We start from the raw sequence: 16519 nt of genomic DNA, 5'->3' as shown, positions 1-16519 counted from the left end.
ATGCTCGACATGGAGTTGATCCGGAAGGATCGCGACGCGGTGGCGTCCGCGCTGGCCAAGCGGATGGACCCGGCGGAGGTGAGCCGCGCGCTGGACGAGATCCAGCAGCTCGACCAGGAGCGGCGCAGCCTGATCACCGAGATCGACGGCGAGCGCCAGCGCCGCAAGGCCGAGGCCCGGGCGTACGCGGAGGCCAAGCGGGCCGGCCGTGAGCCGGAGGTCGCCGCGCCGGAGGCCGGCCGCAAGCAGCTCTCCGAGCTGGAGGCCGAGCTGGACGAGGTGCAGGCGCGCCTGCGGGACCGGATGAGCGAGCTGCCCAACCTGCCGGCGGACGACGTCGTGCCCGGCGGCAAGGAGGCCAACCGGGTCGTCCGGACGTTCGGCGAGCCCCCGGCGATCGAGAAGGTCCGCGACCACGTCGAGCTGTCCCGGATGCTGGGCCTGGTGGACCACGAGCGGGGCGTCAAGCTCGGCGGTTCCGGCTTCTGGATGTACACCGGGGTGGGTGCCCGGCTGGAGTGGGCGCTGCTCAACTTCTTCATCGACGAGAACGTCAGGGCCGGCTACGAGTTCCTGCTGCCGCCGCACCTGCTGCTGGAGAGCGCCGGCTTCGCCGCCGGCCAGTTCCCGAAGTTCACCGACGACGTCTACCACCTGGACCGGGCGTCGGCGCCGCGCGCGCAGTTCCTGCTGCCGACCGCCGAGACGGCGATCCTCGGTGCCTTCCAGGACGAGATCATGGACACGGCGAAGCTACCGCTGAAGGCCTTCGCGTACACCCCCTGCTACCGCCGGGAGGCGGGTGGATCCCACTCGGACGAGCGCGGCACCGTGCGCGGCCACCAGTTCAACAAGGTGGAGATCTTCCAGTTCACCCTCCCGGAGCAGGCGGAGGCGGCGCACGAGGAGATGGTCACCCACGCCGAGAGCCTGGTCGAGAAGCTGGGGCTGCACTACCAGCGCACGCTGCTGTCGGCCGGCGACGCCAGCGCGGCGATGCGCAAGACCCTCGACATCGAGGTGTGGATGCCGAGCACCGGCAAGTACAAGGAGGTGTCGTCGGTCTCCTGGGGCGGTGACTACCAGGCACGGCGGGCGGCGATCCGCTACCGGGAGCCGGGCGGCAAGCAGACCCGCTTCGTCCACACCCTCAACGGTTCGGCGCTGGCGACGAGCCGGCTGTTCCCGGCGATCCTGGAGCAGTTCCAGCAGCCCGACGGCAGCGTGGTGATCCCGGAGATCCTCCGCGACCGCGTGGGCACCGACCGCCTGACCCCACGCTGACCCGCTCCGCGCTTCTCGGCGGGACCCGGACGTACGTCCGGGTTCCGCCGCTTCAGCAGGTGTTGAAAGGGGACCCTTCCGCTACCGGGGGCGTTAACAAGGGGCCCTTCCTTACACCTCGGCCAGGGATGCCAGGCGGCGGGTCAGGTCTTCGCCGTCCAGGAAGCCCTGGTGGGTCACCCGGCCGGTGCGGTCGAGGATGACGAAGGTGCTCTGCTCGGTGACCTCGAAGCGGCGCCACAGCGCGCCCGCCCGGTCGTCCACCTGCGGGACCCCGGCCAGTTCGAACTCGGTCACGAAGTCCTTCATGGCCTTCTGCTGGCCGAGGCCGGCGACGCCGACGACGGGAACCGTGTCGCGGTACTGCGGCGCCACCTCGGCGACCGTCCACGCCTGACTCGCGCACGTGGCGCACCAGGGCGCCCAGAACCATAGCACCACCGGTTTACCGGCCAGGGCGGCGGCGTCGAAGGCCGCGCCGTCGAGGGTCTTCGCCGTGAAGCGCAGCGTCTCCGGCACGGTGGCGGGCCGCTGCGCCGCGCTGGGTGACGCCGCCGAGGGTGAGCCTGTCACGGTGGGCGTACCGGCTGCGGGGGGCGGGGGCGCCGCGTCACCGGTCGCGGTGGTCGCGGACGCACCGCCGTCGCCGCCGCACGCGGTCGCGCCGAGCAGGGCGACCGCCGTCACGGCCGCCAGGACGGTACGCGGAAGCCTCCGCATCCGGGCCTCCCTCCGGTACGCGGTCACGACTCGGCCCTGGTCAGCCGCAGGGCGAGTTCGGGGCAGACCTTGACCGCCTTGAGCGCCCCCTCGCGGAGCCAGGTCGGCACGGGCGTGGCCGGGAACGCGGGGTACCCGTTGGCGTCGAGTCGGATGAAGTCGGGCACGACGTGCGCGCAGAGCCCGTGCCCGTCGCAGCGGGACCAGTCGAGCATCAGCTTCTGCGGGTTGGGGTCGGGGGCACCGGGCAGCCCCATCAGGCCCTTGACCCGCTTGCCGCAGCCGTCACCGGTGGCGTGCAGCCGCAGGTCCTCGGCGAAGACCTCCATCGCGGAGAGCGCGAACCGGGCCGTGCCGTCCGGGTGGCTGCACGCCCCACGGCCCTTGACGTCGCCGGCGGCGGCCCGGACGACCTCCACCGGGGCGCTGCCGGAGACAGCGAGGTCGACCGAGCGGGCCAGCTCCGGCAGACCCATCCTGCACGGCCCGCACTGGCCGGCGGACTCGCCCGCCAGGTAGCGGACCACCTGGGCGGCCTCGCCGAGCGGGCAGCTGTCCGGGCCGAGGGGCAGGATGATGCCGGCGCCGAGCGTGCCGCCGACGGCGGCGAGTCCCTTGCGGGAGATCTCGGCCCGGTCGGCCGCCTCCTGGGTGATCCACTTTCCGTGGTAGCCGCCCACCAGGATGCCCGGCCCGTCCGGCACCTCGCACAGGTCGAGGATCTCCCGCAGCGGGGTGCCGGCGGCGCATTCGACCACGGCCGGTCGCTTCGCCGCGCCGGTGACGGTGAGCAGCACGGTGCCGGGTTCGTCGTCGGTGCCGAGCGCCGCGTACTCGTACGGCCCGAGCCGGGCGGCGATCGCGAGTTGGGCGTACGTCTCCGCGTTGGAGAGCAGGGTGGGCAAACCACCGACACCCGAGTCGCTGGAGCGCTTCTTCGTACCCGGCGGGATGTGCGGCAGGCCGTTGATGCCGTTGACCAGCGCCCCGCCCTCGCCGGAGATGAACCGGTGCGGCACGGTGACGATGCTCGTCGGCACCGGCATCCGCCGCTCCCCCAGCGCTTCCATCAGGGGCTCCTGGCCCACCCCGTCGTCGGCCACGCCGATGATGATCTCGTCGGCGTCCAGCGCGTACGCGGCCAGCGCCGCCCCGTCGAGGACGAGGTGCGGGGCCCGGGTGAGCAGCACCTTGTCCTTCCAGCTGGCCGGCTCCCCCTCGGAGGCGTTGACCACGACGATCGCCGAGGCGTCCTGCCGTTCGCAGGACTCGAGCACGGCGCGCAGCTTCGTGGCGAACGGGAAGCCCGCCCCGCCCTTCCCCTTGAGCTGGATGCCGTCGGCGAGCCGCAGCAGGTTCGCCGGTTCCATCGGGCCGATCGGGCCGTGCACCTCCTCGTGGGTGAACAGGTCGAGGCGGCCGAACTCGGCGAAGCCCGCGGTCAGCCGGGGCTCGCCGACGCACGCGACCGGCGGGACGGTCGTCCGCATCACTTGGCCTCGCCCCGCAGCCCGGCCCAGTACGCCGTGTCGACGGCGTCCGCGCTCGCCCGGCGCCGCCGCCGGCTCTCCTTGGCCTCCCGGCGCGCCCGCCGGGAGGCGAGGTCGACCAGGGTCGGGGTGTCGTCCGGCGGCAGCGCGTCGTCCTCCGGGACGTACCGGGCCGGCGGCCGCCAGTAGTCCGTCTCCTCCGGCAGCACGTCCTCCTCGGCGCTGTGCCGGCCGCCGCCGCTGCGCGGGGCGGACGAGATCGGGGTGCCGGAGACCGGCCCGCCGGAGATCGGCCCGGCCGACACAGGTCCGGCCGAGATGGGTCCGGCCGAGATCGGCTGCGTGGTCTCCCAGCGGCGCGGGCTGGTCCAGGGCTCCTCCGGCTCGTCGCGGCGCTGCGGCGGCACCGAGTACCGGGTGCCCGTGTCCACCTCGCCCCGACTCCGCCGGGAGGGGCGGACCTCGTCGTCGTCGCGCCGGCGCCGGCCGGCCGGCTCCTCGTCGCGCCGGCGGGACCGGGACTCGTACTCGTACGCGTCCTCGCGCCGCCGGGTCACCCGCTCCTCGTCGCGGCGGGCCACGACGGGCTCGCGCTCCTCCGACCATCGCCGGGACCGGGTGGGCGCCGGCTCCTCCGACCGGCGGCGGGCGGGCCGCTCGCCGCGACGGGCCGGCACCGGCTCGACCTCGTCGCGGCGGCCGCGGCCCGGCGCCGGCTCGCGCAGCGAACCGGGCTCCGGCACCACCGGCACGGTGAACCGTTCGGGGTCGCGGCGGCGGCTTCCGGGCGCGCTCCACGAGCCGGCGAGGGTGGTCTCGGACCAGGTCGACGCCCGCCCGTCCCGCGTCTCGCGCCGGTCGTCGGCGTCGAGCTTGCGGGCGAGCGCGCCGAGGAGCGCACGGCCCTTGCCGTCATCGGTTGCCCGCGCGGTCATCGCCTTGTTCATCGCGGCGGCCTGGTGCTGCTCGCGGCTGCGCCGGCCCAGGTACACCGAGGCCCGGACCAGCAGCGCCAGGACCACGAGCAGCACGCAGGCGAGGTAGCTGACCACCACCCAGGACTTCGCCGGCCGGCCGGCGTTGAGGCCGTGGAAGATGGCGAACGGCCACGCGGCGTACGCGGCGGAGTGCAGCGTCCGCCACAGCCACTTCGGACCGACCCCGGCGAACCGGGCGCGGATGATGCCGGTCCAGAGCACGCTCACCATGAGCAGCCCGGCGACCGTGCCGAGGCCGACGTAGAGCCCGCGCCCGCTGACGAACGGGACCACCGCGTCGGTGCTCGCCGCCCGCCCGGTCGCGATCTTGGTGATGACGTGGAAGACCAGCCCGGCGACGCCGAGGATGCCGGTCGCCCGGTGCGCGGACTGGAGCAGCACCCGGTGCCGGATCATCAGCACGAGCCGGTCGGTGGCGAGCAGCCCCAGCATCACGGTGAGGCTGAGCGACACCAGGGCGATCACGCCGGCGAAGAACTCGGTGAAGAAGAAGCCGTACGAGTACATCGCCCCGCCCACGCCGGTCAGCATGGTGACGGCCCACAACGCGGCGAGCGCGGAGACGGTCAACAGGACGACCGCGGACCGCGACGGGGCGCGTACGCCCCGGCTGCTGGTGCTGGTCCGGACGGGCGCCGCCTTCTGTTTCTGCTGTGCCGGGGCCATCTGCTCCTCGATTGTCTCGCGGTGGCGCGCCACCGGCCGACCCTGCTCCCTCCTCCTGTACGGACGGACCGCGCCCCCGGATCACCGGTCGGCCAAGAATTTCCGCGCGGACCGTCGAACCGACCCGTCGCGCGGTGCGTGTACGCGACCTCCGGGGACGGCGATGACAGCGACAGATGTCCATACATTGACAGCGCCTGCAACACGCTTGTAAAGTTTCGGAAACTTTCAGCCCGGCGTGCAAGACACCGGCAACCTGGAAGCCCTCCCACGGCTCCACCACCACCTGCTTTCCCCCACACCCCCGTAGGGAGAATCCGATGCATCGACGTCGACGCCCGTCGGCGATCGTCGCCCTGGGCGTGATCGCCGGCCTGCTCCTCCCGGCCGTCGTGGCGGCACCCCCGGCCGCCGCGGCCCCGGCCGGCACCAAGAAGGTCATCGCCAACCTCTTCGAGTGGAACTGGACCTCGGTAGCGAGCGAGTGCCAGTCGACCCTGGGCCCCAAGGGTTACGGCTGGGTCCAGGTCTCGCCGCCGCAGGAGCACGTCCGGCGCTCCGAGTGGTGGGTCTCCTACCAGCCGGTCAGCTACCGGATCGAGTCCCGCAAGGGCACCCGCGCCCAGTTCAAGTCGATGGTGGACACCTGCCACGCCGCCGGCGTCAAGGTGATCGTCGACGCGGTGGTCAACCACATGTCCGGGCAGGACAACCCGGGCACCGGTTGGGCCGGGTCGTCGTACAGCCACTACGACTACCCCGGCATCTACCAGTCGCAGGACTTCCACTACTGCGGGCGGCCGGGCAACGAGATCAGCAACTACGGCGACCGGTGGGAGGTCCAGAACTGTGAACTGGTCAACCTCGCCGACCTGAAGACCGAGTCGGAGTACGTCCGGTCACGGCTGGCCACGTACCTCAACGACCTGCTGTCGCTGGGCGTGGACGGGTTCCGGATGGACGCCAGCAAGCACATGCCGGCGGCCGACATCGCGGCGATCAAGGCCAAGCTCTCGCGGTCCGCGTACATCGTGCAGGAGGTCATCTACGGCGCAGGCGAGCCGATCACGCCGAACGAGTACACCGGCAACGGTGACGTGCACGAGTTCCGGTACGGCAAGGACCTGGCCCGCGTCTTCCGCTCCGAGCGGCTGGCCTACCTGCGCAACTTCGGCGAGGGCTGGGGGCACCTGCCCAGCTCGGTCTCGGCGGTCTTCGTCGACAACCACGACACCCAGCGCGACTTCGGCGGGGTGCTGACCTACAACGACCGGGGCATCTACGCCCTCGCGAACGCGTTCATGCTGGCCTGGCCGTACGGGTCGCCGACGGTCATGTCCAGCTACACCTTCGGCAACCGGGACCAGGGCCCGCCCCAGGACTCCTCCGGCCGTACGCGCAACACGACCTGCTACTCCGGCTGGGAGTGCGAGCACCGCTGGCCGGTCATCGCCAACATGGTCGGTTTCCGCAACGCCACCGAGGGCGCCGGGGTCGCCAACTGGTACGACAACGGCTACCAGCACATCGCGTTCAGCCGCGCCGGCAAGGGCTACCTCACCGTCAACGACGAGGACTTCGCGATCAGCGGCCGGTCCTACTACACCGGCCTGCCGGCCGGCCGGTACTGCGACGTCATCCACGGCACGTACAGCAACGGGACGTGCAGCGGCCCGGTGATCACCGTGGACGGCAACGGCTGGTTCGCCGCCACCGTCCCCGCGCACGACGCGATCGCCATCCACGTGGGCGCCCGCCTGAGCTGAGCGGGAAGGAAGGGCCCCTTGTTATCGCCTTCTGCACAACAAGGGGCCCTTCTTAACACGGCATCCCTTAGAGTGATTTGGTGCTGTTTGACCGAATGGGCTCGCGCCTCCGCTGGACGGCCGTCGGGGTCGGCGTACCCCTGCTGCTGGTGGCCGCCGGCATCACCGGCTGGCGACTGACCCCGCAGCCGGAGCCCACACCGGCCGCCCAGCCGGTCATGGAGCAGCCGGCACCGGAGGAATCCGAGACCCCCGGGGCCCCCGAGACGCCCGTACCCGAGGAGACCGTGCCGGTCGCGGCGCCCGCGCCGGACGACCTGCCGGTCGTCGACTACGACCCGGCGCCCCGCGGCTTCCCGGCCGACCCGGAGCCGCTGGACCCCGCGCCCCTGACCGAGGGCGTGCACCCGACCCGGCGGATCGCCGCCTACACCGCGCCCGGCGGGAAGCCCGTCGCCTTCCTCGCCCCCACCATCAACGACGTCGAGCTGACCATGCCCGTCGTCGAGCGCCGCAGCGGGTGGACGGCTGTGCTGCTCCCCTCCGCCAACCGCACCCTGGCCTGGCTGCCGCCGGGCGGCTTCACCACCGTGCCCCTGCCCGACCAGATCGTCGTGGAGCGCCGGCACCACCGGCTGACGTGGTACCGGAGCGGCCGGGCCGTCCGGTCCTGGCAGGTCAGCCTCGGGCAGAGCGGTCAGGAGACGCCGCTGGGGCGGACCTTCGTCCTCGGCCGCACCGAGCCGCCCGAATCCGTGTACGGCGGAGTGGACATCTTCGCGCTCGGTGCGATCCCCGACGACCCCGACTCGGTCCCGGCCGGCCTGCGCGGCGCGCACATCGGGCTGCACAGCTGGTACCACGACGGCGAGCTGGGCCGGAACACCACCAACGGCTGCATCCGGCTGACCAAGAGCGGGCAGCGGCAACTGCTGTCCGAGGTACGCCCCGGCACCGAGGTCCTGGTCGTCGACGAACTGCCGGAGCCACCCCCGACCGCCTGACGATCAGGTCACGACGAACCGGACCGGCCCGCCTCCGGTCCCGGTCCACGCAAAGCGCGGCCGCGCAGCACCGACTGCTCACCGCCGCCGTGGTCGCCGCGAACAGTCGCCGTCGTGGTCGGGCCAGAGCAGGCAGCGCAGCCCGTCCGGCATGACCCGGTCGCAGAACACCCAGTGGCGTACGTTCTGGTTGTCCTCCGCCGAGACGGTGGTGCCGCCGGGGTCTAGCTGCGGCAGGACGTGCGCCCAGTGCGCCACCACCCGGGCGAGCCGCTGGGCGGCGAGCAGGTCGCCCGCGGCGGCGGGCAGGTGGATGACCCAGCGCTCGGTCACCGGCCGTACCCCCGCTCGTTGCGGGCGCGGGCCTGCTCGGACTGCCAGCGGCGCAGCGCGTCCTTGACGCGGTCGGTTTCCCGCCGGCTGCGCGCCAGCGCGTCGTAGACGGCGGCCAGGTCACCGGCGACCCGGTCGAGGAACTCCCCCACCTCCCGGGGGTCGAGCCCGCGCCGGCCCAGCGGCGTAGACCGGAACCGCCGCTCCCGCACCTGCCACGGTCGCATCGGATGGTAGGCGGCCGAGCGGTAGCAGGTCGGCCCGAGAACCGACCGCTGGCTGCTCCGGGCATGCCGGAAGAACACGCGCATGACAGCACCTGCCTCTCACCGTCGAGATTGACCTGTGGAAGGGGCGGGCCCACCGGTCCGCCCCGCACCGGCGGACCCGCCCCGGCACCTGCCACCGCAGCTCCGATCAGCAGTACGACAGCAGGGCCATCCGAGCAGCCCAGGATGCGAGCGCGATTCGTAACGCGAACGATCCGAGGCCTCACTCATCGTGCAGCGGGCTGCGCCCTTTTCGCAACTCCCGATTAGAGCCGATACCGTTGCGATGTTCGTCCGTTTCCTGAACACTGACGCCCATGACTGGAAGTCCGACCGTCCGTCGTCGACGCTTGGCCGCTGCACTGCGCCGTCTCCGGGAGCAGACCGGCATGACTGCCGACCAGGCCGCCAAAGAGGTCGGCATCTCGAAGTCGGCGCTGAGCCGGATCGAGAACGCCCAGGTCTCGGTGATGCCGCCGGTCGCCCGCGGCCTCCTTGAGCTGTACGGCGTCGAGGGCGAGGAGGTCGACGCGCTCGTTCAGGTCGCCCGGGACGCCCGCAAGCGCGGCTGGTGGCAGGCGTACGACGACGTGCTGCCGGACTGGTTCGAGGTTTACGTCGGACTGGAAGCTGAGGCTTCAGAGATCCGGGCCTTCCAGCCGCAACTGATTCCCGGTCTGCTCCAGACCGCCGACTACGCCCGCGCCGTCATCCGTGCCGAGCACCCGGACGCGTCCACGGACGAGGTGGAGCGCCGGGTCGAGTTGCGCATGCGCCGGCAGGCCAGCGATACCCCGCCCAGGCTGTGGGTTGTGCTGGACGAGGCCGCGCTGCGGCGCCCGGTCGGCGGTGCAGACATATTCAAGGCTCAGCTGCGGCGGCTGGTAGAGGCGGCAGCGCAGCCGGGTCACACCATCCAGATCCTGACCTTCGGCGCAGGCGAATACGGCTCGATGGGCAGCGCGTTCAGCTTGCTGGCCTTCCCGGAGCCAGCCGACCCGGGGGTTGTCTACGTCGAAACCCGCGCGGGTAGCCTTTATCTGGAAGGCCAACAGGTCAGGGAGTACAGCCGGGTCTTCGAACACCTGGTCGCCACGGCGGCCAGCGCTCGAGAGTCCCGCGACCTGATCCAGAGGGCGATCGACGACCTATGAGAGGACGGCGCGGGTGGACGAGGTCGACACGGCCCGCGTGACCTGGCGGAAAAGCACTCGCAGCAACGGATCCGGCGACTGTGTGGAGGTCGCGGACGACCTGGCGGGCAAGGTCGGGCTACGCGACAGCAAGGACCCGAGCGGACCGGTTCTGACCTTCGCGCCCACGGCTTGGCGAATGTTCATCGAGGCCGTGAAGGCTGAAGCTCCGCGACCGTAGCCGAGGGTCGAGCGGCGCAATCCCTCATCTCGACGTCAGGCTTCCGCCGCTTGCCCCTGCCGCCACAAGACGGACACCAGTAGCTTCCCCCCCAGCACGAGTGGACCACGGCGCATGTCGACACGGCGATCGACTTCGTGATCAGCAACGGCGCCGAGGACCGTGGTCAGACCATCTCCTACTCGCGTGTCTTCGAGGCAGCCAGCCTGCCGAACCCGCACAATCTGCACGAGAGTGGCGAGTCACATCGAGTCACCGAGTTCATGGCGGCCTTCCATCACCGCTGCAAGGAGCGGCAGCTGCCGCCCTTGGACGCTCTCGTCGTGCATGTCGCTGGCCCTCGTGCCGGGTTCCCCGGCGCAGGCTATTTCCGGGTCAACCAGAAGCCCGACCCGCGCGGCGGGCGGATCGCCCCGGAGGCTCAGATTGCTGGTGCCCACTTCTGGCAGACCCAACTGGAGGAATGCAGGCGATGGGGCGTACGGAGCCGGCGCGGACAGGTCTGATCGGCGAGGCCGAACAACCGACGAATCCGGAAGCTGCGCCAGTCAACTCTGCGGCGGGTCGATCCAACTGTCGAGGCGATACACGATCTTGCAGTATTCGGCGGGCTGATCGATGACCGGTTCGAACAGGACGCCGTCGGCGCCGAGCTTTATGGCGAGTTCCTGCCCGAAGCTGGTCGTCGGCGTCGAGCACCTGCCGGATCTCCGCCTGCAAGCCGGCGAACGCCCGACTCCCGGTCGAAGCGGCGACAGTCTCCGCGTTGCGGTCCCGCACCCATTGGGCGGCCTCCGCACCGTCGAGGTCCTCCAACCAGAGGTACGGGTCATCGCCTTCAGCGGTCAGCGTTACCACTGTCGCACTATCGCCGACCAATCGGCCTATCCATTGCCCCGGCAACTGTCAGCATGGCGACTCGCGGCCTGGCCCGGCTACTGTCCGAGGACAGCAGCCGCCGGCGCCACCCTCAGTCATATATCAAGATCAGCGGCGCTTGATATCATCAGCGCGGTATCCCGCGAGACTGAGAGGAGCCGACCATGTCCAGGACCATCCTCGACGTCGATGACGAACTGCTCGCCGAGGCTGCGAAGATCTTCGGCACCACCACCAAGAAGGCGACCGTGAACGCGGCTCTGAAGGCTGCCGTCGACCGGGAGAAGCGGCGCGAATTTGCCGACTGGCTCAAGAGCGGCGGCCTGCCGGGTCTGACCGGGCCGACCGACGTGAAGCCGAATGCGGCGTGAGTCGAGAACTCTACCTGCTCGACAAGTCGGCTCTAGCCCGCTGGCCCAAGTCCGCCGTCGCGCCCGTCCTCGACGAATTGTCCGAACGCGGTCTGTTGGCGGTGTGTGGCGCGGTCGAGATCGAGGTGCTCCAGAGCGCCCGGACGGCCAAGGACGCCCAGCGTGCCCGCTGGCTGCTCGGTGGCTTCCACTGGCTCCCGATGCCAGACGAGGTCTGGGATCGTGCAATCGACGTTCAACTCCAGGCGCTGCACAAGGGCAACCATCGCGCCCTCTCCATGGCTGATCTGGTGATAGCCGCAACCGCAGAGCGGCACGGGGCGACGGTGCTGCACTACGACGGTGACTACGACATGATCACTGCGATCACTGGTCAGCCCACCGTCTGGGTCGTGCCTGCTGGCACCGCAGACTGATCAGCCGATCTGCCCTCGCTCGTCGAGGTCGTCCAGCGCGGCCGAGACGACTGGTCGCCATGTTCGCGCGACACGGCGAAACGGTCAGCGAGTGTGATCCTGAGACCTTCGGCCCTGGCATGGGCGCGGCCTTCGGGGGTATGACCGGAACATGAGGGCGAGTTTCCGGCTTGGCCGGATCGCGGGCGTACCTGTCGGCGTCAACTGGAGCGTCCTGGTCATCTTCCTGCTCATCGCCTGGGGGCTGTCGGCCAACCAGTTCCCGCGCGCCTACCCCGACCGGCCGTGGATCGCGTACGCCGCCGCGGGCCTCGCGGCCGCGGTGGTCTTCTTCCTCGGCCTGCTCGCCCACGAGATCTCCCACGCGATCGTGGCCAAGCGCAACGGGCTCCAGGTCGGCGGCATCACGCTGTGGCTCTTCGGCGGCGTGGCCGAGCTGAAGGGCGAGGCACCCAACCCGGGCGCGGAGCTGCGCATCGCCGGGGTGGGCCCGCTGGTGAGCCTGCTCATCGGCATGTTCTTCGGTGCCATCGCGGTGGCGCTGGCCCTGGCCGGTTCCGAGGGGCTGCTGCTCGGTGCTCTCGCCTGGCTGGCCGGCATCAACGTGCTGCTGGCCGTCTTCAACGTCCTGCCCGCCGCGCCGCTCGACGGTGGGCGGCTGCTGCGCGCGGCGGTCTGGAAGGCCACCGGCGACCGGACGAAGGCGTCGGTCGTCGCCGCCCGGGCCGGGTGGGTGCTCGGCGCGCTGCTGATCGGCCTGGGCTTCTGGCAGTTCTTCGCCGGGGCCGGCTTCGGCGGGCTCTGGCTGATCCTGATCGGCTGGTTCCTCATCGGCGCCGCCGGGATGGAGGAGCGGCAGGCCCGGATGGGCAGCGCCCTGCGCGGCGTCCGCGTCGCGGACGTGATGACGCCGCAACCGCAGACCGCCTCCGGGGACCTGACGGTGGCCGACTTCGTCGACAACTACCTCTTCGCGTACCGGCACTCGGCGCTGCCGCTGACCGAGGAGGGGCGGCCCATCGGGCTGGTCACCCTCGACCGGGTACGCGACGTCCCGGTCGACCGGCGCGGCGCCACCACCCTCGCCGAGGTCTCCTGCCGGGCCGACGAGCTGGTGCTCGCCTCCCCCGACGAGTCGCTGAACGACCTCCTGCCCCGGCTCAGCGAGTGCGCCGACGGGCGGGCGCTCGTGGTGGCCGACGGCCGGCTGGTGGGCATCGTGTCGCCGAGCGACATCAGCCGGGCGGTGCAGCGCGGCAGCATGCGCGAGCAGATCACCGGCCGCCGGTAGGGGCCAGGCGGGCCCGGAGTTCCGGAGTGATCGGGCTGGACAGCTCCGAGGATCACCGACCCGTACCGGTGACCGGTCCCGGAACCCCGCTCAGCAGGCCCCGCAGCCACGCTCGGGTCCAGGCGGCGATGGTGAACGAGTCGGTGACCACCCCGTCGCGGATCAGCTCGCCGACCCGCCCGGCCGGGTACGTCCGTGCGGCGCGGATGCCCTCCTCGGCCGCGGTGTCGCCCAGCTCGGCGATCTCGGCCAGGTAGAGCCGCACCGTGCTGGTCGCGATGCCGGTGTCCGGATGCAGAACCCCCAGGTCGACCAGGCGGGCCGGTGCCACGCCGATCTCCTCGCGCAGTTCCCGCGCCGCCTGTTCCTCCGGCGGCACACCGGCCTCACCGAACCCACGCGGCGCCTCCAGGTGCCACCGGCGGGTGGTGTGCCGGAAGTGCTCCACCAGCACGACGCCGCCGTCGAGCACCGGCAGCACGACCAGGCCGTCGGCGCCGCTGCTGGGAAGCGACCGGAGGTACGTCCCGAGCACGCCACCCGGGAAGCGGACCGGATCGCGGACGAGCGTCACGTAGTCGTCCCGGTAGACCACCCCGGGCCGGCTCCACTCCGCCGGCAGGCCACGGGCGCGCAGGACGTCCGCCCTGGCCTGTTCCGCCGCCGCCACCTGCTCCGGCTCGTCCAGGATCTCCACCGCGGAGCCGGGCGGGTTGGCGAAGAGGTCCGGCTGGCGCCGTCGCAGCTCGACGTACTGCCTCCAAAGTTCACTCACCCTCGTCCTCCTGCGGCCGGTCGATGTTCGGCTCGTCGTCGCGACCCGTGTCACCCGGACTGACCGGGAATCCCGTCTCCTGCAGCCGGCGCACCAGCTCCCGCCAGTCCTCCCCGGCCCGTTGCAGGTGTACCCGCATAACGTCGACGCCGGTGCCGAGGTCTCGGGCGGCGCGGCGCTGGTCCCGGTTGACCACGGCGAAGCGGACCACGGCGGTGGCGCCCCGCCCGGCCACCTCGGCGGCCACGTCACCGACCAGCTCCACCCGTGGATCACCGTCGAAGACCAGCGAGACGGTGCTGCCCAGCACCTCGACCGTCACCCGGATCACCGGTTCCCACGCCCGCGCCCGTTCCAGGCGCCGTTCCCCGACGATGCCCGCCAGCCGCTGGGCCAGAGCGACGTAGCGGTCGTACACCCGCTGCGCCCGGGTGACGAAGTCGAGCGGCTCGGCGAGCAGTTCCCGCAGGGCGGCCACGTACTCCCGCCACTCGTCGGTGTCCCGCGCCTGCCGGACATGGTGCAGCTCCAACCCGGTCAGGTCGAGGCGCAGCGGCAGCTGGGCCAGGTCGAAGGCGTACGGCCGCAGCGTCCTCACCAGGGTGAGCAGGTCGTCCAGGTTCCGGTCCGGCGGCCGCTCCCGCCGGTACTCCTGCATCGCGGTGCGGCGCAGGGAGTCGGCGGGGATCAGCGCGTACCCGTCGACGGCGTCCGGCAGCGTGGTGTTGTAGCGCAGGTCGACCAGTTGCTTGAGCTGGCCGACCAGCGGCGCGGAACGAAACCGGCCCTCGGCCGGATTCGTGTCGGGCTCCACCAGGAACTCCCGGTAGAAGCCCTCCCGGGTGGCCTGCTCCGTCTCCACCGCCCAGAGCGTCACCTCCTGCATCCGCCGGCGCAGCACCGGGCGGCTCTCCTCCGGCAGCCGAAGATCCCGCCGGAGCTCCTCGATGTCGAAGGCGGCGAGCTGGAGCAGGAAGCGGCGGAACTCGGCGAACATGCAGCGCTCGGTGAGGCGGTCGTTCTCCGCGTCGTCCCACGACAGCCGCAGGCAGCGGACCTCGTCCACCTCGCCCAGCAGCCGCAACCAGCCCGACCAGCCGGCGCTGTCCACGCCGAACCCGGGCTCCGCCGCCAGGCTGCGCTCGCGCAGGAGGAACGGCACGAGGACGCCGTCGGCCAGCAGCTCCCGGAACGCCGCCCGCTGCGGCCCGTCCGCCGTGAAGTCCCGGTGGACGACGGGGTTGTTGAAGAAGTACGCCCGGTTCACCACCACCTGCTCGGCGTTGAGGATCGCGCGCAGGTACTCGGCCCGCGCGTCGCGGCGGCGGCGCTGCTCCACCTCCCGGTACGACTCCCGCCGCGCGACGATCCGGGCGAGCAGGTCCTGCGTGACCCACTGGTTGTCCAGGCACTGCGCGACGACCGTGATCGGGGCCAGGGCCCGGTTGTCGATCGGCGTCAGCCGGAGACCCGTGCCGGAGGGATCCGTCATGTCACTCCATCCCTTGTGGACGTCAAGGTCGGTGACGAGGCAATCACGGAACCCGCCCGGTCGGAAAGCCGACGAAGGGCCGAGGCTGCTTTCTGACAGTCGGCGCCGGCGCTCAGGGGCGGGGGAAGTAGTGGTCGAGCAGGTCGGTGCGGAACGTTCCGGACGGGTCGAGACGGACCATCAGGGCGAGGAAGTCCGCGTACCGGGGCCAGGCCGCGGCGACCGCGGCCGGGGCCAGACCGAAGACCTTGCCCCAGTGCGGGCGCGGGCTGACCGGCGCGAGGCGTTCCTCCACGGCCGCCACCACCGGAGTCACCGCCGCCGCGTCGCCAACCCAGGTGAAGTGGATCGCGAGGCTGTCGCGCCCGTGGTTCGGGCTGAGCCACAGCCGGTCGGCCGCGACCGCCCGCAGCTCGCAGACCTGGAGCACCGGGGCGATCAGGTGCGCCACCTCGTCCAGCGCGGCCAGCGCGTCGGCCCCCGCGGCCCGCGGCACGTGGTACTCCGACTGGAGTTCGTCCCCGCTGCTCGGGGTGAAGCCGAGCCGGAAGTGCGGCAGGCGCTCGTGCCACGGCCCGGGGGCCCCGAGCTGCGGGGTGCAGTGCTCCGGGGACAGCCCGGCCACCGGATGCCGGGGCGTCTCGGCGGCGGTCGTCCCGAGCCAGCCCGCCGGGGGTGGGGGCAGCTCCGCGTGCTGTTTGACCCACACCTCGCGGAGCAGCGGCGTCCGCCAGTCGGTGAAGACGCTGACGCTGTACGCGGAGTCGAGCGCCTCGTCCAGCGCCTCCCGGGCGAGGCCGAGGCGCACGTACTGGCACAGGGTGAAGGCCGGCACCACGTCGAGGGTGACCCGGGTGACGACGCCCAGCGCGCCGAGGGAGACCACGGCGCCGGCGAACGTGTCCCCGTCCGCGTCGCGGTCGAGGGTCAGCAGGTCACCGTCGGCGGTGACCAGTTCCAGGGCCGCGACGGCGCTGGCCAGGTTGCCGTTGCGTACGCCGGAGCCGTGGGTGCCGGTGGCGACGGCCCCGGCGACCGAGATGTGCGGCAGGGAGGCGAGGTTCGCCAGCGCGTACCCCTGGGCGTGCAGGGCGGTGGCGAGGTCGCCGTAGCGGAGGGCGGCCGGCACGGTGACGGTGGACCGGTCCCGGTCGAGGGTCACGTCCGGCGGCAGCCCGGCCAGCGACACCAGGTCACCGGTGGTGTCACCGAACCGGTTGAACGAGTGCCCGGTGCCGGCCGCCCGGAGCCGGTCGCTGCCGCCCCCCGCCGCCCCCCGCCCCCGCCGCCCCCCGCCGCCGCGCGCCTCCCTCACCCGCCCGCGCGCTGCCCCGCGCCGCGCACGTCGATCATGAAGCTGGCGGGTGCTTGGATCTCCAGATAGCCCGCTA

Annotated in this window: 17 protein-coding genes; 9 read left to right on the top strand and 8 right to left on the bottom strand. The window is 72.0% G+C overall.

Annotation, left to right across the window (positions count from 1 at the left end; genetic code table 11):
- Window positions 1-1284: a serine--tRNA ligase gene (gene serS / locus AB0873_RS13490; protein ID WP_366599956.1), complete on the top strand. Its 1284-nt coding sequence runs from the start codon at window positions 1-3 to the stop codon at window positions 1282-1284.
- Window positions 1285-1395: 111 nt separating this feature from the next.
- Here serS and AB0873_RS13485 read toward each other — a convergent pair whose 3' ends face one another.
- From AB0873_RS13485 to AB0873_RS13475, 3 genes are read right to left on the bottom strand one after another with little or no spacing between them, the layout of a single operon-like run.
- Window positions 1396-2004, bottom strand: a complete 609-nt coding sequence (locus AB0873_RS13485; protein ID WP_366599955.1) for a redoxin domain-containing protein — start codon at window positions 2002-2004, stop codon at window positions 1396-1398.
- A gap of 23 nt (window positions 2005-2027) precedes the next feature.
- Window positions 2028-3497: an NADH-ubiquinone oxidoreductase-F iron-sulfur binding region domain-containing protein gene (locus AB0873_RS13480; protein WP_366599954.1), complete on the bottom strand. Its 1470-nt coding sequence runs from the start codon at window positions 3495-3497 to the stop codon at window positions 2028-2030.
- Window positions 3494-5191, bottom strand: a complete 1698-nt coding sequence (locus AB0873_RS13475) for a hypothetical protein (protein ID WP_366599952.1) — start codon at window positions 5189-5191, stop codon at window positions 3494-3496. Before AB0873_RS13475 ends, AB0873_RS13480 begins: the two co-directional genes overlap by 4 nt.
- A 287-nt stretch (window positions 5192-5478) precedes the next feature.
- Here AB0873_RS13475 and AB0873_RS13470 point away from each other — a divergent pair, with 287 nt between their 5' ends.
- Complete coding sequence (locus tag AB0873_RS13470; protein WP_366599951.1) at window positions 5479-6924, top strand: alpha-amylase family protein; 1446 nt, start codon at window positions 5479-5481, stop codon at window positions 6922-6924.
- Between the two features lie 80 nt (window positions 6925-7004).
- Entirely contained in the window at window positions 7005-7928 is a 924-nt protein-coding gene (locus AB0873_RS13465) for a L,D-transpeptidase family protein (protein ID WP_366599950.1), read from the top strand.
- Window positions 7929-8006: 78 nt separating this feature from the next.
- Here AB0873_RS13465 and AB0873_RS13460 read toward each other — a convergent pair whose 3' ends face one another.
- Entirely contained in the window at window positions 8007-8261 is a 255-nt protein-coding gene (locus AB0873_RS13460) for a hypothetical protein (RefSeq protein WP_366599949.1), read from the bottom strand.
- Window positions 8258-8572, bottom strand: coding sequence for a DivIVA domain-containing protein (locus tag AB0873_RS13455; protein WP_366599948.1), 315 nt, complete (start codon window positions 8570-8572; stop codon window positions 8258-8260). Before AB0873_RS13455 ends, AB0873_RS13460 begins: the two co-directional genes overlap by 4 nt.
- Before the next feature lie 275 nt (window positions 8573-8847).
- On the opposite strand from AB0873_RS13455, the gene AB0873_RS13450 reads away from it, so the two are divergent.
- The 6 genes from AB0873_RS13450 to AB0873_RS13425 all read left to right on the top strand — a co-directional run bounded on the left by AB0873_RS13450 (window position 8848) and on the right by AB0873_RS13425 (window position 12861).
- Complete coding sequence (locus AB0873_RS13450; RefSeq protein WP_366599947.1) at window positions 8848-9684, top strand: helix-turn-helix transcriptional regulator; 837 nt, start codon at window positions 8848-8850, stop codon at window positions 9682-9684.
- Between the two features lie 13 nt (window positions 9685-9697).
- Window positions 9698-9904 carry a DUF397 domain-containing protein gene (locus tag AB0873_RS13445; protein WP_366599946.1) on the top strand — a complete coding sequence of 69 codons (207 nt, stop codon included), beginning with the start codon at window positions 9698-9700 and terminating at the stop codon, window positions 9902-9904.
- 137 nt (window positions 9905-10041) lie between these two features.
- A complete protein-coding gene (locus tag AB0873_RS13440) occupies window positions 10042-10410 on the top strand; it encodes a hypothetical protein (protein ID WP_366599945.1) in 369 nt (122 codons plus the stop codon).
- Window positions 10411-10947: 537 nt separating this feature from the next.
- Window positions 10948-11154: a type II toxin-antitoxin system VapB family antitoxin gene (locus AB0873_RS13435; RefSeq protein ID WP_155330844.1), complete on the top strand. Its 207-nt coding sequence runs from the start codon at window positions 10948-10950 to the stop codon at window positions 11152-11154.
- Window positions 11151-11570 (top strand): PIN domain nuclease, encoded by a 420-nt coding sequence (locus tag AB0873_RS13430; RefSeq protein ID WP_366599944.1) that lies wholly within the window; start codon window positions 11151-11153, stop codon window positions 11568-11570. The genes AB0873_RS13435 and AB0873_RS13430 overlap by 4 nt, the downstream gene beginning before the upstream one ends.
- A 151-nt stretch (window positions 11571-11721) precedes the next feature.
- A complete protein-coding gene (locus tag AB0873_RS13425) occupies window positions 11722-12861 on the top strand; it encodes a site-2 protease family protein (RefSeq protein ID WP_366599943.1) in 1140 nt (379 codons plus the stop codon).
- A 52-nt stretch (window positions 12862-12913) separates the two neighbouring features.
- Here the strand turns inward: AB0873_RS13425 and AB0873_RS13420 are convergent, their stop codons facing one another.
- The 3 genes from AB0873_RS13420 to AB0873_RS13410 all read right to left on the bottom strand — a co-directional run bounded on the left by AB0873_RS13420 (window position 12914) and on the right by AB0873_RS13410 (window position 16443).
- The gene (locus AB0873_RS13420; protein WP_366599942.1) at window positions 12914-13636 is read right to left on the bottom strand and encodes an NUDIX hydrolase; all 723 of its coding nucleotides are present in this window, start codon (window positions 13634-13636) and stop codon (window positions 12914-12916) included.
- Window positions 13629-15128 carry a hypothetical protein gene (locus tag AB0873_RS13415; protein ID WP_366599941.1) on the bottom strand — a complete coding sequence of 500 codons (1500 nt, stop codon included), beginning with the start codon at window positions 15126-15128 and terminating at the stop codon, window positions 13629-13631. The genes AB0873_RS13420 and AB0873_RS13415 overlap by 8 nt, the downstream gene beginning before the upstream one ends.
- A gap of 112 nt (window positions 15129-15240) precedes the next feature.
- The gene (locus AB0873_RS13410; RefSeq protein ID WP_366599940.1) at window positions 15241-16443 is read right to left on the bottom strand and encodes a D-arabinono-1,4-lactone oxidase; all 1203 of its coding nucleotides are present in this window, start codon (window positions 16441-16443) and stop codon (window positions 15241-15243) included.
- Window positions 16444-16519 lie beyond the last annotated feature (76 nt).

It is taken from the genome of Micromonospora sp. NPDC047707, from assembly GCF_040704235.1.
GTDB lineage: Bacteria > Actinomycetota > Actinomycetes > Mycobacteriales > Micromonosporaceae > Micromonospora.
Note: the sequence above shows the minus strand (reverse complement) of the source record. Positions and strands in the feature narration are given on the sequence as shown.

What these genes read in the sequence shown, in the direction of transcription:
- serS (WP_366599956.1), top strand. Translation starts at nt 1, where the DNA reads ATGCTCGACATGGAGTTGATCCGGAAGGATCGCGACGCGGTGGCGTCC.
- AB0873_RS13485 (WP_366599955.1), bottom strand. Translation starts at nt 2,004, where the DNA reads ATGCGGAGGCTTCCGCGTACCGTCCTGGCGGCCGTGACGGCGGTCGCC.
- AB0873_RS13470 (WP_366599951.1), top strand. Translation starts at nt 5,479, where the DNA reads ATGCATCGACGTCGACGCCCGTCGGCGATCGTCGCCCTGGGCGTGATC.
- AB0873_RS13455 (WP_366599948.1), bottom strand. Translation starts at nt 8,572, where the DNA reads ATGCGCGTGTTCTTCCGGCATGCCCGGAGCAGCCAGCGGTCGGTTCTC.
- AB0873_RS13450 (WP_366599947.1), top strand. Translation starts at nt 8,848, where the DNA reads ATGACTGGAAGTCCGACCGTCCGTCGTCGACGCTTGGCCGCTGCACTG.
- AB0873_RS13435 (WP_155330844.1), top strand. Translation starts at nt 10,948, where the DNA reads ATGTCCAGGACCATCCTCGACGTCGATGACGAACTGCTCGCCGAGGCT.
- AB0873_RS13425 (WP_366599943.1), top strand. Translation starts at nt 11,722, where the DNA reads ATGAGGGCGAGTTTCCGGCTTGGCCGGATCGCGGGCGTACCTGTCGGC.
- AB0873_RS13415 (WP_366599941.1), bottom strand. Translation starts at nt 15,128, where the DNA reads ATGACGGATCCCTCCGGCACGGGTCTCCGGCTGACGCCGATCGACAAC.